Source organism: Tenacibaculum xiamenense (assembly GCF_964513065.1).
GTDB lineage: Bacteria > Bacteroidota > Bacteroidia > Flavobacteriales > Flavobacteriaceae > Polaribacter > Polaribacter xiamenense.
In genome coordinates, this window is sequence record NZ_CAZEQU010000015.1 from 1 (window position 1) to 17,254 (window position 17,254).

General features: G+C 31.4%; 15 protein-coding genes. 7 read left to right on the forward strand and 8 right to left on the reverse strand.

The window, feature by feature from the left end:
• Positions 1–791: 791 nt before the first annotated feature.
• The 5 genes from thrS (at position 792) to ACKTTV_RS06400 (ending at position 4,687) form a co-directional block, all read left to right on the forward strand.
• On the forward strand, positions 792–2,732 hold the full coding sequence (gene thrS / locus ACKTTV_RS06380) for a threonine--tRNA ligase (RefSeq protein ID WP_408029994.1): 1,941 nt from the start codon (positions 792–794) through the stop codon (positions 2,730–2,732).
• Between the two features lie 74 nt (positions 2,733–2,806).
• Positions 2,807–3,325, forward strand: coding sequence for a translation initiation factor IF-3 (infC, locus tag ACKTTV_RS06385; RefSeq protein ID WP_408030081.1), 519 nt, complete (start codon positions 2,807–2,809; stop codon positions 3,323–3,325).
• Between the two features lie 40 nt (positions 3,326–3,365).
• Positions 3,366–3,563, forward strand: a complete 198-nt coding sequence (rpmI, locus tag ACKTTV_RS06390; RefSeq protein WP_408029995.1) for a 50S ribosomal protein L35 — start codon at positions 3,366–3,368, stop codon at positions 3,561–3,563.
• Positions 3,564–3,663: 100 nt separating this feature from the next.
• Complete coding sequence (gene rplT, locus ACKTTV_RS06395) at positions 3,664–4,008, forward strand: 50S ribosomal protein L20 (RefSeq protein WP_408029996.1); 345 nt, start codon at positions 3,664–3,666, stop codon at positions 4,006–4,008.
• An 85-nt stretch (positions 4,009–4,093) separates the two neighbouring features.
• Positions 4,094–4,687, forward strand: a complete 594-nt coding sequence (locus ACKTTV_RS06400; RefSeq protein ID WP_408029997.1) for a hypothetical protein — start codon at positions 4,094–4,096, stop codon at positions 4,685–4,687.
• A 60-nt stretch (positions 4,688–4,747) separates the two neighbouring features.
• Here the strand turns inward: ACKTTV_RS06400 and ACKTTV_RS06405 are convergent, their stop codons facing one another.
• From ACKTTV_RS06405 to ACKTTV_RS06415, 3 genes are all read right to left on the reverse strand, one after another.
• Entirely contained in the window at positions 4,748–5,371 is a 624-nt protein-coding gene (locus ACKTTV_RS06405; protein ID WP_408029998.1) for a hypothetical protein, read from the reverse strand.
• A 158-nt stretch (positions 5,372–5,529) separates the two neighbouring features.
• Complete coding sequence (locus ACKTTV_RS06410) at positions 5,530–6,129, reverse strand: hypothetical protein (RefSeq protein ID WP_408029999.1); 600 nt, start codon at positions 6,127–6,129, stop codon at positions 5,530–5,532.
• 134 nt (positions 6,130–6,263) lie between these two features.
• Positions 6,264–7,370, reverse strand: coding sequence for a histidine decarboxylase (locus ACKTTV_RS06415; protein ID WP_408030000.1), 1,107 nt, complete (start codon positions 7,368–7,370; stop codon positions 6,264–6,266).
• Positions 7,371–7,519: 149 nt separating this feature from the next.
• Here ACKTTV_RS06415 and ACKTTV_RS06420 point away from each other — a divergent pair, with 149 nt between their 5' ends.
• Complete coding sequence (locus tag ACKTTV_RS06420) at positions 7,520–7,984, forward strand: Lrp/AsnC family transcriptional regulator (RefSeq protein ID WP_408030001.1); 465 nt, start codon at positions 7,520–7,522, stop codon at positions 7,982–7,984.
• Between the two features lie 106 nt (positions 7,985–8,090).
• Here the strand turns inward: ACKTTV_RS06420 and ACKTTV_RS06425 are convergent, their stop codons facing one another.
• The gene (locus tag ACKTTV_RS06425) at positions 8,091–8,876 is read right to left on the reverse strand and encodes an energy transducer TonB (RefSeq protein WP_408030002.1); all 786 of its coding nucleotides are present in this window, start codon (positions 8,874–8,876) and stop codon (positions 8,091–8,093) included.
• A gap of 280 nt (positions 8,877–9,156) precedes the next feature.
• Here ACKTTV_RS06425 and ACKTTV_RS06430 point away from each other — a divergent pair, with 280 nt between their 5' ends.
• On the forward strand, positions 9,157–11,175 hold the full coding sequence (locus tag ACKTTV_RS06430; RefSeq protein WP_408030003.1) for a ComEC/Rec2 family competence protein: 2,019 nt from the start codon (positions 9,157–9,159) through the stop codon (positions 11,173–11,175).
• A 9-nt stretch (positions 11,176–11,184) separates the two neighbouring features.
• On the opposite strand, the gene ACKTTV_RS06435 is transcribed toward ACKTTV_RS06430, so the two are convergent.
• The 4 genes from ACKTTV_RS06435 to ACKTTV_RS06450 all read right to left on the reverse strand — a co-directional run bounded on the left by ACKTTV_RS06435 (position 11,185) and on the right by ACKTTV_RS06450 (position 17,244).
• The gene (locus ACKTTV_RS06435) at positions 11,185–11,706 is read right to left on the reverse strand and encodes a thioredoxin family protein (RefSeq protein WP_408030004.1); all 522 of its coding nucleotides are present in this window, start codon (positions 11,704–11,706) and stop codon (positions 11,185–11,187) included.
• 98 nt (positions 11,707–11,804) lie between these two features.
• The gene (locus ACKTTV_RS06440; protein ID WP_408030005.1) at positions 11,805–13,580 is read right to left on the reverse strand and encodes a peptide MFS transporter; all 1,776 of its coding nucleotides are present in this window, start codon (positions 13,578–13,580) and stop codon (positions 11,805–11,807) included.
• A gap of 75 nt (positions 13,581–13,655) precedes the next feature.
• Positions 13,656–15,086: a peptide MFS transporter gene (locus tag ACKTTV_RS06445; RefSeq protein ID WP_408030006.1), complete on the reverse strand. Its 1,431-nt coding sequence runs from the start codon at positions 15,084–15,086 to the stop codon at positions 13,656–13,658.
• A gap of 10 nt (positions 15,087–15,096) precedes the next feature.
• The gene (locus ACKTTV_RS06450) at positions 15,097–17,244 is read right to left on the reverse strand and encodes a S9 family peptidase (RefSeq protein WP_408030007.1); all 2,148 of its coding nucleotides are present in this window, start codon (positions 17,242–17,244) and stop codon (positions 15,097–15,099) included.
• Between the last annotated feature and the right edge of the window lie 10 nt (positions 17,245–17,254).

Sequence of the window (17,254 nt, forward strand, 5' to 3'; positions counted from 1 at the left end):
CAATGAACTTGTTAATTGCAATACTTGATACTTTTTCAATCAAAATCTTAATCAACTTCTTGTAGAAATGCTAGAATCGAACTAACTGATTTTTTTATTACAAATCATTCCAAAATTTCTGTGATCGTGTCGCCTTCTGAAAGCGGATGCAAAGATATAAACTCTTTTAAAACTGACAAACTTTTTTTTTAAAAGTTTTTTTTGTTTCGTTTTCCGTTTAAAACTTTACACCAAATCAATGAACTTTCCGTCTAAAATCGGACTGCAAAGATACTTACTTTAAAATCATTTAAACAAGCTTTTTTTAACTTATTTTTTCAACCTCATTTTATCTTTAAATCCAACCCTAACCTCAATGAACTTGCTAACGCCGTGTCTGTGTTTCCGTGTTAGCGGCTGCAAACATACAACCATTTTTTATTCCAACAACACTTTTTTTAAGCTTTTTTTAAAACTCATTTAACCTAACCTATAAACAAACTTATTTTCAACTACTTAAGCCGTTAACTTTTTTTAAGCTTTTTTAAAACTCGATTTTTAAAGTGCTTCCCTCCCGAAAAACACCGACACCCTAAACACATCCTCCCTTATTATACAACACCTGAACACCAGGAATAATCCTAAATTAGTATCATTATATAAGGAGTATTGCTTTTCATTGGATTACAGCTGCATTACAGTTGCATTAATTATATACCTATATTATTGTACACAAAATGCATTTGCAATATCTTTGCCCTTCGAAAATTTCCACTTGTAAGGAAATTAAGTATAATTTTATATAAAACATAATGATTAAAATTACATTACCAGACGGAAGCGTTAAAGAATTTGAAATGAATAGCACGCCTATTGACGTAGCTAAAAGTATTAGTGAAGGACTTGCAAGAAATGTTATTTCTGCTAGTTTTAATGGAACAACCATTGAAACAACCACTCCTTTAACGACCGATGGATCTTTAGTTTTATACACATTTAATGATAAAGATGGTAAAAAGGCTTTCTGGCATTCTTCTGCCCATGTATTAGCTCAAGCCATTTTAGAGTTTTATCCAAATGCCAAATTGACTATAGGACCTGCTATTGATAATGGTTTTTATTATGACCTTGATTTAGGTGATGATGTAATCTCTGAAAAGGATTTTCCTGAAATAGAGAAAAAATTTTTAGAATTAGCTCGTGAGAAAGCAGAATTTAAAATGCGTGAGGTTTCTAAAGCTGATGCCTTGGCATACTATAAAGGTAGAAATAATGAATATAAGGTAGAACTCATCGAAGGACTAGAAGATGGAGACATTACTTTCTGCGATCATAGTAACTTTACAGATTTATGTAGAGGAGGTCATATACCTAATACGGGGTTAATCAAGGCTGTTAAAATAATGAATGTTGCTGGTGCCTACTGGAGAGGAGATGAGAAGAACAACCAGTTAACTCGTGTTTATGGTATTTCTTTCCCGAAACAAAAACAACTTAAAGAATATTTAGAACTATTAGAGGAAGCAAAAAAGCGCGACCATAGAAAATTAGGAAAAGAATTAGAACTTTTCACCTTTTCTCAAAAAGTTGGTCAAGGACTTCCTTTATGGCTACCTAAAGGTGCTGCTTTAAGAAGTAGATTAGAAGATTTCTTAAAGAAAGCGCAAAAGAAGGCTGGATACGAAATGGTAATGACTCCACATATAGGTCAAAAGGACTTATATGTAACATCTGGACATTATGCGAAATATGGTGAAGACAGTTTTCAACCTATAACGACTCCAAAAGATGATGAAGAGTTTTTATTAAAACCAATGAACTGCCCTCATCACTGTGAAATATATGCTCACAAGCCTTATTCATATAAAGATTTACCTATTCGTTATGCAGAATTTGGTACGGTATATAGATATGAGCAAAGTGGTGAATTGCATGGATTGACTAGAGTACGAGGATTTACTCAAGATGATGCACACATTTTTTGTACTCCAGAACAACTTGATTCAGAATTTAAAAATGTAATCGATTTAGTTCTTTACGTTTTCACTTCATTAGGATTTGAAAATTTCACTGCTCAGGTTTCTATTAGAGATATGGAGAACCTTGATAAGTATATCGGAGAGAAAGAAACTTGGGAATTAGCTGAAAATGCTATTATCAACGCAGCAAAGGATAAAGGTCTTGATTTTGTTATTGAGGAAGGTGAAGCCGCTTTCTATGGTCCTAAGCTGGACTTTATGGTAAAAGATGCCCTAGGTAGAAGCTGGCAATTAGGAACAATACAAGTAGATTACAATTTACCGAAACGTTTTGAATTAACTTACAAAGGTTCAGACAATAAGCTTCATAGACCTGTAATGATACATAGAGCTCCTTTTGGTTCTATGGAACGTTTTATTGCCATATTACTGGAACATACAGGAGGAAAATTCCCTCTATGGTTAACTCCTGAACAAGTTATTATTCTGCCAATCAGCGAGAAATATCAAAATTATGCGGAAAAAGTTTTACATTTGTTAGAAAATTCCGAAATTCGCGCCCTAATCGATGATCGAAATGAAAAAACAGGTAGAAAGATTAGAGATGCCGAAGTAAGTAAAATACCATTTATGGTGATTGTCGGAGAGAAGGAACAAGATGAAAACACTGTTTCTGTAAGGAAGCATGGTGAAGGAGATATTGGTGCACTTTCTATCGAAGATTTTGTATCTTTGATTAAAGAGGAAGTTAATAAAACCTTAGTTCCTTTTTAAAATAGTATATAGTAATTTTAAATTTATAAGTCATAGCAATCAAAAGAAGAAGAGGTGTAAGAAACACCAGAGTAATTAAAGAAGATCAACATAGAATCAACGAAAAGATTAAATATGTTGATGAAGTGCGTCTTGTAGGCGATAATGTTGAAACTGGTGTATACCCTTTATCCAAAGCAAAAGAACTTGCACGGGAATTGGAGTTAGATTTAGTTGAAATTTCACCTAAAGCAGTTCCTCCTGTTTGCAAGATTATTGATTACAAAAAGTTCTTGTACGAGCAAAAAAAGAGAGAAAAAGCTCTTAAAGCAAAAGCAACTAAAGTAGTTGTTAAAGAAATTCGTTTTGGACCGCAGACTGATGAGCATGACTATGAGTTTAAAAAGAAACATGCTATTAAGTTTTTAAAGGATGGAGCTAAATTAAAAGCCTTTGTATTTTTTAAAGGGCGTTCTATTGTTTTCAAGGAACAAGGTCAGATTTTGTTATTAAAATTGGCTCAAGAACTTGAAGATTATGGAAAAGTTGAACAAATGCCTAAATTAGAAGGTAAACGTATGACTATGTTTATTGCTCCAAAGAAGACGAAATAAGTAAGAAAGAATATAAGCAAGATAAAAACGAAAAGCAAAAATGCCTAAAATTAAAACAAAATCTAGTGCCAAAAAACGTTTTAAAGTAACTGGCTCTGGAAAAATCAAAAGAAAGCACGCGTTTAAAAGTCATATCTTAACAAAGAAGTCTAAAAAACGTAAGCTTGCATTAACACATGCTACATTAGTACATAAGTCTGATGAAGCAAGTATTAAGCAACAATTAGTATTAAAATAATTGTTAGCTAGGTAGTAAATTAATTATTAACCATGGAGTCGGGCTCATAAAAGAATTACATGAAACATTGTAATCGCCTGCTACAAAAACAATTTGAATTATGCCAAGATCAGTAAATTCAGTAGCTTCAAGAAATAGAAGAAAGAAAATCTTGAAGCAAGCAAAAGGTTACTTCGGACGTAGAAAGAACGTTTATACAGTAGCAAAAAACGCGGTTGAAAAAGGATTATTATATGCTTATAGAGACCGTAAAAACAATAAGAGAAACTTCCGTTCATTATGGATTCAGCGTATTAACGCTGCAGCCCGTCAGTACGGTTTGTCTTACTCTCAGTTTATGGGTAAAGTTAAAGCAAATGACATCGAGTTAAACCGTAAGGTTTTAGCTGATTTAGCTGTAAACAACCCAGAAGCTTTTAAGGCCATTGTAGAAAAAGTAAAATAAGTTTCATAAACTTGCTTATAATAAAAACCCAAACTTTAACGTTTGGGTTTTTTACTAACATCTATTTATACTTAAAAAATCTTTTATGAAATTATTAAAAGTCTTATCATTTATTTTTATTACTACAACTACATCTTTATCTGTTGCTCAAGACAAAGGAAACAATTCAGAAAGTAAGTTAATTCAAAACCAATTTGAAGAATTATATAAAAAGTCTAGTTCTTATCAAAAGTACAAAGTAATTGATAAGAAAGCTTATTCAGCTCTTAAAGGAAACGTAGTAAACTCAGTAAAAGGGCTTGAAGATACTATCAAATTAAAACAAACAAGTATTACCACTCTAGAAGCTACATCAAAGTCTCTGGAAAATAAAATCGCTGAATTAAACCAAAAACTAGAAGTTTCATTAACCCAAGAGAATGAGATTTCTTTTTTAGGTATTAACTTGACTAAAACAAGTTATAATTTATTTGTTTGGAGTATTATCTCAGTTTTAATTGTATCACTACTATTTTTTATTTACCGATTTAAAAATAGCAATAGTATTACTAAAAAAACACAATTAGCTTATAACGAAATTGAGGAAGAATTCGAGCTTCATAAAAAGAAATCTCTCGAAAAGGAACAACAATTAAGAAGAAAACTTCAAGATGAAATAAATAAACAACGTGGAGTTTAAATAAATACGAAAGACCTTTGATTTTTTATTCAGGGGTCTTTTTTCTTACCAAAGAAAAGTTTAAAGTCGTTCTAATAATTCATTTAAGTTATACTTTTCACGATTTACTTTTCTCCTATTAATCGTCTTTTTCTTCTTTTTTAGATAGTCAGCAAAGCCAAACTTCATAGACGCATAATATAAGCTAAACGCTACTTCATTTTCAATCCGAAGATGGTTATTCCATTTATCAACTATACATTGCTTACTAAAATCTATCAATCTATTACTATCAAGATATTTTTTCTTTACAAACTTCTCTATTTCTAACCTCTTATTTATAGATGGAAAAGTATATTTAAAAAATACTAGTTTGCTCTTAAAAAAATGAAGTTCAACAACAATTTTGTAAATCCCTATTCTCATCTTATAGAATAAGACATGACAGTACTTTTGTACCTTCACAATTGAGTATACAACATTCAACTTCTTTTTAACACTATAAATCGAATCTCCGAAATTTACATCATCAGAATGATTAATTTTCTCTGCAGTAAGAATTGAGCAATGTTTTTCTGGCAGTTTATCGTATACAGAGAGGTAACAATTTATGTCTCTATATTTAGAGATTGATTGATTATAATAATTACTGTAGTACCTCTTGTTACCCAGTAATTCAGACAATTTCCTTTGGATCAGCAGCATATTACTATTTTTTTATAATAAACTCATCACCCCCCATGGAATCTCTATGTTCTTCTAATATACACTTTTTAAACTTAAAAACCTTGTTTTAAACACTTTATTTTGCTATTACATTATTTCAAGATCGCTTTTAAGCTTTTTATTTGTATAAAATTATGCTATCCAGCGATATGTTTTTTTATTTTCTTTTTAGCACACATATCAAAGTTTTCTAATTGGCTTAAATACTCTAAAAACCTTGATTCTCTTGATAAATACATCACAGTAAAGACTTCTTTCTCGCATACTCTCACAAAATTGTCATCAAGATCAACAGCACCTTCGTCTATAAAATCTATATGATTCATGTTCATAAAGTACTTTTGATTTAAATGACTAATAATATCAGTTCTATCTTTAATAAAAGGAAACGCGTATTTAAAAAACACTAATTTATTTTTGTAGAAATGTAACTCCACCTCTATCCTATGTTCTCCTATTCTTATCTTATAACATAAGACATCTAGAAAAGACCTAACAGCAATAATAGAATAGATAACTCGGAGTTTCTGTTTTACTTCAATAAGAGAATCTCCAAAGTTAATGTCAAAAAAATGATCGATTTTACAATTAGTCCTTGTATAGAATTGATTAAAAAATTCTAAATACAAAGAATTACAATACTTTAAACTTTTCCGCTCAGCTAACTCTAAGAGCTTTTTTGCTTCCGAATTATTCACTTCAGAAGCATTGATTAATTCATTCTGGATCAATAGCATATTAATACATTATTTAACTTAATAAACTAGTCACCCCCCGAAAATGAAATTACTATTTAAAGGTACATTTTTTTAACTTAAAAACCTACATACTAATTATAAAAGTAGTTTTGCTATAAAAGTTTTCCTTAACCTTAACCAACAAGTTCTTGAACCTCTAACTCCAATGCCCTTAAAAACACATCTATTCTGTCTTTGGTTAATCCTGGAACACATATAATATGAGCTATATTTCCTTCTGAAGCTATCTGATATTTTTTACATAACTCATCTGAAGGTTTATCAAAAACAACAGTTAAAGCCTCATTATTTCTCCAAGCATTCATACCTAAACCAGACAACTCTTTTTCAGTATATGCAGCTAATTCTTGTGCTTCCTGCACTCTTAATTTTAACCCTTCCTTGCCAATTTTTTCAAGAACTGACCATAAGAACAATGGTGTCAATCCATTTCTTGATCCAGTAATTGTAGTATCTAATGTTCCTACATATGATATCGAATTTGCCACTCTATTTCTATGAGCTCTTTTACACATAACAACACCACATGGTATTGGTCCACCAATAAACTTATGACCGGATATAGAGATACTATCCACTCCTTCAGCAAAATCGAATTTAGGTCTTGGTTCAACAAAAGGAGCTATTGTTCCAAGAAACGCAGCATCACAATGAATGTAGTAATTTTTTATAGCATACTTTCTTATTATTTCTTTAATCTTTTCTAAGTCATCAACAGCCTCGGTCATTGTTGTTCCAATATTCAAAAAGAATACTGCAGGTTTATCTCTATGAATCGTTAATATTTGCTCTAAATCCTCGTAATCAATTTCACCATTTTCCTGACTTCTTACAACAACATTACGCATGTTTAATAAATGTAGATTCTTCTTAACACTGTAATGAGTAGATTCACTATAATAAACAATTGCATTAGAATAACATTCTCTTGCCAAATAAAGGCCATAAAGGTTTCCTTCAGTTCCTCCATTGGTAACATATCCCCATACTTCTTCTGTCGAAGCATTTAGCATATCTGCGAAAAAAGAAACACATTTTCTTTCTACTTCTTTGGTATCAATTGTTAATGTAGAATCAGATTCAGGGTCTCCAACGTTATTTATACATAAATCTAAAAATGGAGCAAACTCGCTGAAACTGAAATCTTTTGCCAAAGGGTAACCCAAAAAACTATTTGAACTTTCTTTTATTCTATTGTAGATATTACTAAATGATTGCATATTGACTATTTTTTATCAAAGTTACAAACAAAGAATAAAATACTTCACACATAAGTATATTTAAGGAAATTTTACCGCAAAACCACATTTAAACAAAATATAGTAACTTTACACTCGATAAAAACAAACGCTTTTTAAAAAAATATTCTATGCTTTCATTAGACTCGATAGATCTGAAAATTATTGAAGAATTGCAAAAGGACAGTAAGCAATCAATTAAACAAATTTCTCAAAAGATTAATCTTTCCATTACTCCAACTCATGAAAGGATAAAAAAAATTGAGGCTTCTGGGATAATTGAAAAATATGTTGCTATTGTTAAACCTGAAATGTTGGGCAAAAAATTAATTGTTTATTGCCAAGTTACATTAGTTCAACATGAGGATAACGCTTTTAAAAAGTTTGAAGACTATGTTAACTCGGTGCCTAAAATAGCTGAAGTATCCTATATTGCAGGTAGCTTTGATATCTTATTAAAGATTATTTTAAAAGATATGGATGAATATCAAAACTTTGTTTTAAAAGAAATGTCTCAATTAGAAATTATTTCAAATATTCAAAGCTCTTTCGTAATCAAACAAATAAAAAGTAACACGCTCATTAGTGTGGATTAAAGCCAACTACCTTGGAGCAAGCTCACAAGGCATTCAAAGGAAACAACTTTTAAAATTCCGACACAAGTGCCGAAGCTTTTAAAGCTTACTTAGTAAGTAAATAAATTTAACACATATCTCCTCCTATTGCAAATTCGAATTCCTGCATTGCTGGCTCGCCGTCACTAGTTTTTGCTGGTGTCCATTTTGGCATGCTCTTCAGTAATTTTATTAGTTTCTCATCAACATTATTACGACCAGAAGATTCTTTCACAGTTAAGTTCGTTACTTCTCCATTCTGATCTATCCAAAAATGAATGATCGCGCGTTTTTTAATATCAGTCGACCAATTTAATACTTCAATTCCTGTATTTTTCTTTAAGTATTGAATCATTTTATAATAACCTCCTACATATTCCGCCTCATGCTTAGGCGATACTCTTAGTGCGAAATTCATGATGTTCTTTTCTCTTTTATCTGTAACTGGGTTCTTCGAATCATAATGAACTTTCACCGTTATTAGATCAAACATTTTCGCTTTACTAATTAAACGTTCTTGCTCTTTTGTTAAAAAGTTATTCTTAGATATAGCTTTCTCTTCAACACCATTTGACAGAACTCCAATAGTGACTGATTCGTATTCATAAATCCAATTGTGCGGAAAGTAATCTATAAAATCAGATAGTTTTTTAGCCTTCTTTAATTTTTCAGATATCACAACTTTATTATCCTTACGTTTAATTACGTAGCTTAATTCTTTATTGGGCTTATCTGGCAAGTCAAAACCATAAGAAATTCCAGATGTTGATTTACAAACCATTTTCTTTTTCTTTTTTTGATTATTACTAAATCCATATAATGCCAAGGAAAAAATAACTGCGATACTTAGTATGTAAATAAATTTTGTTTTCATCTTTTCATTTTTTAGTAATTAAAAACCAGAGCAACTATTTCAAAAACTATATCGTTTTTCCAATAGTATTTAATGCTTACACAAATTTACCGTCAACCTTCAACATTCTCATTCATCAAATGTAAAAAGTTGTTTATCAAATGTGAAAAAAGTGTCAAAACAAACAAATGAAGATCTAAAATACTTTTTTATATCCTTTTTTTTCAAGACAAACACAAATTCTAACTCAATTTTCTCTCCCCAGTCCTGAATTAAATATTTTTCATAAATTTATAGTGCTATGAAAAAATTATTAGAATATCTACCCTTTTACATGGTAGTTTCCCTCATTATAGGAATCTACCTAAATCATAAACTCGTTCATCTTCATATCAGTATTTCTAAAATATTAATTGTTGTAATTTTCCTTGTTATTTTATTGTTTCTTAGTAAAAGATCTTCAAACAATAAATACTTCCCTCCTATCCTAATTACTTCATTTATTTGTATTGGTTATTTGACTGCTCATATTAAAAACCCCAAAAACCACTATAACTATTACAAAAATTACAACTCTAAAAATAAAGTCATAACAATTCAGATAAAAGAAAAACTCAAATCAACTAAGTTTCATCAAAAGTATATCGGAAAGATAATAGCTATAAGTAATTTTTCTTCTACAGGAAACATTCTATTAAGTATTGAAAAAAAGTATTCTCAAACGCTAAATATTGATCAGTTAATAGTAGCTAAACCTGATTTCAAATCGATTTCCCCGCCTTTAAACCCTTATCAATTTGACTATCGCAATTACTTAGCAAAGCAATATGTTTATGAACAGGTCTTTTTAAGAAAAGGAGAGTTTGAAGTTATAGAAAAACAAAAACATACTCTTAAGGGTATTGCTGAAAACATTAGAATTAAATTAGAAGAATCTCTAGAGAACCAACCATTTTCAAAGAAAGCTCTTTCAATCATGAAAGCACTTCTTTTGGGGCAGCGAAAAGAAATTTCCAAAGAAACATTAACTAGTTATACCGATGCTGGGGTAATTCATATTCTCGCCATTTCTGGTTTACACTTAGGGATACTACTGATATTTATAAACTTCATTTTAAAACCTCTACAGTATTTCATATATGGTGAGCACATCAGGATAATTATTGTAATCCTTATCCTTTGGGGCTTTGCTTTTATCTCTGGTTTATCACCTTCAGTAACTCGATCAGCTACCATGTTCTCCTTTATTACTCTAGCCAATCTGTTTCATAGAAAAACTTTTAGTGAACACTCTATTATCAGCTCAATGTTTATTTTATTGTTAATTAACCCTATGAATTTATACAATGTAGGATTCCAACTAAGTTATTTAGCAGTATTCGGAATTATCTGGATATATCCACTTCTATTTAATTTATGGAATCCTCGATATTTAATCATAAAAAAAGTTTGGCAATTGTCTATAGTATCCATTTCGGCTCAAATAGCCGTACTTCCACTAAGTATTTATTACTTTCATCAATTCCCTTTACTTTTCTTAATTTCTAATTTGGTAATTGTTTCTCTCTTGGGCTTTATTTTAATTTCAGGAATGCTAATAATCCTGTTTGCTGTTTCAAATACACTACCCAGGTTTATTGTTTCAGCATATGATTTCATAATAATTCAGATGAATACCTTTGTTGAATGGATGGCTTCTTTTGAGCAATTTGTATTACATGAAATTTCATTAAATCAAACTCAAACAATTATTTGGTATTTAATAATTATAGCAGGTATCAAAAGTCTTTATAAATTCAATAAAAAAACAACCTTTTTTGCTCTAATCAGTTTTATAATTCTCCAATTTTTATTTATACATGAAAAGAAAACAATAAGCACAAAGAATTCCTTAGTTGTTTTTCACAAAAGCAGAGAGACTATTATTGGTAAACAAAGAGGGAAAAACATGACTATTTACAATAAAATCCAAGACTCTAATTTAGATTACATTATCTCTCCCTTCAAAAAAAATGAAAGTTTAGATATTACCTTAGAAAAACGAGTTCCAGACATTTTAAGACATAAAGAAAATATTCTATTTATTATGAAAAACGATGACTTTTCCATGATTAAAGGCTTAAAGGGAAACCTGATTATTTTACTGAGTAATTCTCCTAAAATTAACTTAAATAGGGTCTTAATCAATAACAACCCCAAAATGGTGATTGCCGATGGTAGCAATTACAAAAGCTTCATACAAAAATGGGAGGAGGCTTGTAGAAAACAAAAAACACCATTTTATTCTACTGAAAAAAATGGTGCCTATATTTTAAATTAAAAAGACGAACTAAATAGAACTCTTAAAATTCTTCTCGAAATCTTTCCAACTTGTTTTTTTATAATTTTCATCATTAAAAAAAGCTAATACTTTTTCAAATTTCCTTTCTGCCATATAGCCAGGAACATTTTGTAATAACTGTTTGTCTTTATTCATAAATGCTGTTGAAGGATAGCTTAACTTCCCTTTCATTAATGCAGCTGCCAATTCGTGATACCCTCTTCTTCCTTGAGCTTTATAAGTGAATGTTTTCCCTTGAAAACTAATATCATTTCGATCCTCTCCATTTAATTTAACAGGGTAATAATTCTCATTTATATAATTGACAATAACATCATTTTTATATGTTGTATTATCCATTTTTTTACACCATCCGCACCAATCTGTATAAATATCAATTAAAATTGGTTTTGGTTCCTTTTCGTTTTTCTCCATAGCTTCTTCAAAAGACAACCATTCTATCTTATTTTGATTCTGAGCAGTAACACTCAAAGAAACTAAAGCTACTATTATAAAAATAAATTTCCTCATATCTTCTTGGTCTCAATAACTATTCCAAATTTACAAAAAAACCTGTCAATTTCTAACGAATTAACAGGTTTAATATTATTTAACTTTTTAAAAAAGTGCTATTTAACTCCGTGCATAAGTTTCTTTATAACAGGATATAGAACTGCTGATAACACCGCCAATCCGAACGAAATAAAGGTTAATAACCAGAAGAAACTACTTAATCCTTGTTCCTGAGCAATACTTTCAGAGGATTCAGCGAAAACACCGGCTAACTTCATACCAATCGCTACTGCTAAATACCAAATACCGAACATAAATGCTATCATTCTTCCTGGTACTAATTTAGACACATAAGAAAGTGCTACAGGCGATACACATAATTCACCCATTGTATGGAATAAATAAACTAGAATTAACCAAATAATACTTACCGAAGCTGTTTTAGCCCCAGGTTCAATTCCATTTGCTCCAACCGCAATCACAGCCATACCTAAACCTAATAATCCCATTCCAATTGCCCATTTCATATTAGCATTAGGATTATACTTGCTTTCCCACCATTTTGAAAATAGTGGTGCTAACGTAATAATATATAACGAGTTTAATACTGAAAACCAAGAAGCTGGAATTTCTGCCGTATCTTTTTGAAACTCCTCATTCAGCATCCATAACGCTATATACCAAATAATTACAAAACTAATTCCTAAAAATATATTAGATAACTTATATTTTCCAAATGTCTTTTTAAATAATAAGAACAACACCCAAGTTATTATACCCAAAGGTATAATGGTCATTAAGGAATTTACTACCTTGAATATCATACCTGCACTTCCTTCCAGTACTCTGTCGGTATAATCTTTAGCAAAGATTGTTAATGAACTTGGTGATTGCTCAAATATCGCCCAGAAAAATATAGTTACAAAGGCGAAAAACATTACTGCTAACATTCTATCACGAGTAACTCTATCATATTTTGGAATACGCATTACCAACAGAGCTATAAAAATTAAGAACGCGACGATAATAGCTATTGTCGATCCAGAATATCCAGCGAACTCAAATGGAAATACATTATATTTTCCTTCGGAAATTTTAGAGATTGGATCATTAAATATCCATAGCAATCCTAATATAGACGAAACAGCAATTAATACCTTTTGTACTCCTGTGAAAGGATTTCTTTTAATCTCATCTGTCTTATCTGATGGATTTGTTGTATCTAACACCTCATCTAAAACATCTACATTCTTATTCTTTGCTTCTTTACCTATGTCACCAAATATTCCTTGGATAAACCAAAATTGTAACAATCCGAATAACATAAAGATTCCAGCAACACCAAATCCCCAAGACCATCCAATTTTTTCTCCTAAATAACCACACAATAAAATTCCTAAAAATGCTCCTGCATTCACTCCCATATAAAAAATCGTATAGGCACCATCTTTTTTCTCTGATTTACCAGTATACATTTCGGAGATAATCGAAGTCATGTTAGGTTTAAAGAATCCACTACCAAATACTAATAAGGTTAATCCTGTATAAATAAAGAAAGGTGTTTCAATAGCCATAGCTCCATGCCCCAATGTCATTAACAAAGCACCTACAACAACGGCTTTTCTTATTCCTATTACGTTATCTGCAAAGTATCCTCCTAACATAGTAGAAAGATAAACTAATGAAGTATAGGTTCCGAAGATAGCATAAGCCCATTCTCTAGGCCAGCCCCATCCCTCATCCATAATAGATGCAGTAAAAAACATTACTAATAATGCACGCATTCCGTAGTAGGAAAAACGTTCCCACATTTCCGTAAAGAATAGTACAAACAGCCCAGCTGGATGCCCTAATACTTTATCTTTAAATAGATTTTCAATATCTGTACTCATGTATTTCTAGTATTTAGTTTATAAACGCAACAAACCTCACAATTTTAAAACTGTGAGGCTTGCTTCTTATATTTTTTAATTATTATCTGCTATTTCAAATCCTTCTGCTTCTTCTTTTGAAGTTCCATTAATGTCTTCCGCACCATGGGTTAATCGTTTTAATGGTTTCAGCAAAGCGATTATTAGTATTCCAAATATGGTACAAAAGACAGCTATTCCAGTAAAAACCTGGAACTCTCCAGCCCCTTCGGATAATTCTCCTACAAACCCTGCTACCTTATTTCCTAGCCCCGTTGCTGCGAAATAAGCTCCCATCATAAAAGAGGCATACTTTACTGGAGCTAATTTTGTGATAAAAGATAATGCTACTGGAGAAGCACATAATTCACCAATCGTGTGGAATAAGTATGCTAAAACCAACCATATCATAGCTGACTTTTCAACAACCTCATCTCCATTCATTACAACTTCAGTACTTGCTTTACTCATAAAGAAGAATCCAAAAGCCATAATAATAACTCCTACAGCCATTTTGAATAATGAAGAAGATTCCTTTCCTTTTTTACCCCATTTATACCAGAATGCACCAACTGCAGTACCCAATACAATAATGAAAAACGCATTAATAGATTGAAAAACTGCGGCAGGAATTTCATTTCCAACCAATGGTAATGAAAACGAAAGCATTCTATTTGTTTTTTGCTCAGTGTATAAACTCATTAATCCTCCAGCTTGCTCAAAAGCTCCCCAGAAAACAATGATAATAAGGAATGATAAGAACATTACCAACATTCTATCTTTCTCCACCTGAGTTAAGGGCTTCTTCATTAACTCTTTGTCTGGAGAGTCTTTTTTTCCTAAAAATTCACCTACACCTTCTAAATATTTTAATCCGAACATATATACTAACTGTCCAAGAGCCATTCCGATTCCAGCTAAACCGAAACCATAGTGCCAACCATATTTAGCCGCAACAGCTCCAACGGTAAGAGCACCTAAAAAAGCTCCTAAATTAATACCAATATAAAATATGTAGAATCCTTTATCTCTTCTATCATCACCTTGTCTGTATAAACCTCCGACCATAGTTGAAATGTTCGGTTTTAAAAAACCAACACCAATTACAATTAAAATCAACCCAGTAAAAAAGGCCCATTGTGCATCAATAGCTAAAATTCCATGCCCTGCACATAATAACAATCCTCCAAGCATTACTGCTTTTTTCTGACCGATAAATTTATCAGCAATCCAACCTCCGGGAATCGATGTTAAGTAAACGAACATTGTATATGTTCCATAAAAAGATAGGGTTTCGGCATTAGTCCATCCGTATCCTGATTGCGGATCTCCTAGTAAAACTGGAGCTGCTAAGAAAAGTGTTAAAATTGCACGCATTCCATAGTAAGAAAAACGTTCCCACATTTCCACAAAGAATAAAACGTATAGACCGGCAGGATGCCCTAAAATTTCTTTTTCCCGATATTTATTGGTTACTGAGTCAGCCATAATGATTGTATTATAAGTTATTTTTAATAAAGTTAGTCATTTTAGTATATAGATGTAAACGTGTGTTTCCTCCATATATTCCATGGTTCTTGTCTGGGTACATTGCCCATTCAAAATCTTTGTTCGCTTGAACTAAAGCTTCCACCATTCTGTAGGCATTTTGAACGTGAACATTATCATCACCAGTTCCATGCACTAATAAATACTTTCCTTTTAACAACTCAGGGTAGCTTAACGGTGAGTTATCATCATAACCTGAAGCATTTTCTTCTGGAGTTCTCATATAGCGCTCTGTATAGATGCTATCATAAAAACGCCAGGTAGTCACAGGAGCTACTGCAATCGCCGCAGCAAAAACGTCGTTTCCTTTAAGAATGCAATTTGTACTCATATAACCTCCATAAGACCATCCCCAAATACCAATTCTGTTAGCATCAATATAAGGTAACTTTCCTAATTCTTTCGCTGCTCCAATTTGATCTTCTACTTCGTACTTTCCTAAATTCAAATAGGTAACCTTTTTAAAATCGCGTCCTTTAAATCCAGTTCCTCTACCATCAACACAAGCTACAATATAGCCTTGCTGAGCTAACATCTGATACCAATAATCATTTGCTCCACCCCATCTGTTTGCTACTTGCTGAGATCCTGGCCCAGAGTATTGATACATAAATAGAGGATATTTTTTTGAAGGATCAAAATTTGCAGGTTTAATCATGTACATATTCAATTCTTCACCATTCACAGAAATAGTTGAGAATTCTTTTGTTCCCATATTATATTCTGCAACTTTAGCTTTTAAAGCTGCATTATCCTTGATTGTTTTTAACACCTCTCCTTTCGCATTTCTCAAAGTATAAACTTGTGGAGTATTTGCATCAGAGAATGTATTAATAAAGTAGTTCAAGTTCTTACTAAAAGCCGCTGAGTTTGTTCCTGATGGATTACTCAATAACTTTTTATTCTTTCCTTTAATTGAAATACTATATACCCCTCTGTTTATAGATCCATTTTCAACTGATTGATAGTAAATTGTTTTCTTCTTTGGATTGAATCCATAATATGAAGTTACCTCCCAATTTCCTTGAGTAATTTGATTGATTAACTTTCCTTTTTTGTCATAGTGATAGATATGATTATATCCATCTTTTTCGCTAGTCCAAATAAAGCTATTATCATCGAGGAAAGTTAAATCGTCATTGATATCAACATAAGCCTTATCAGTTTCATTTAAAACTACTTGAGCATTAAATGTATTAGCGTTTACAAAGTATAATTTTAAATCGTTCTGGTGGCGATTCAAAGTTCTTACCGCTAACACTTTGTCATCTTTAGTCCAGTTAATTCTTGGAATATATTCATACTCTCCAACAGTAATTTCAGCTGTTTTATTCGTCTCTAATGAAAACATGTGCAGAGAAACCTTTGCATTATCTTCTCCAGCCTTTGGATACTTGAACACATGCTGAGAAGGGTACTTTTCTTCACCAACCATATCCATTGAGAACGTTTTCACTTTACTCTCATCAAAACGTAAAAAAGCAAGATTCTTACTATCTCCACTCCATTCAAAAGCTCTTACAAAACCAAATTCTTCTTCATAAACCCAGTCCGTAATACCATTAATTATCTTATTCTTTGCTCCGTTCGAAGTAATTTGAAAAATTGTTTCATCTCTTGAAAAATCTTTGATGTAAAGATTATTTCCTTTAGCGAAAGCAATCTTTTTACTATCTGGAGAAAATGTAGGTTCTTGGATATCTTCACCTATTAACGATAACGTTTTAGTTGCAATATCATAAACATAAAATGTTCCTAAAAATGAATGACGAAATATAGGTTTGAAGTTAGTTCCTAAAATTAATTTTGTTTCGTCATTGTTAAACTCGTAAGAGTTGAAGTATTTTATTTCTTTTAAGTCTTTACTATGTACGATAGTTTCAACTTTCTCTAGTGTTTCATAACTGTATTTATCCACTGATGTTCCTGAGTTATCATAGTTAAGAAGTGAATAAAAGTCTCCGTTCATGGAGTTTAAAGAATTCATGTAATCGGCTCTAAATGTGCCGTTTTTCCAAATATCTTCTAGAGAAATATCTTTTTTTTGAGCCTGCATCAAAGAAGCAAACCCAAGAAAAAATATTAACAGTTTTTTCATATTTAGTTGC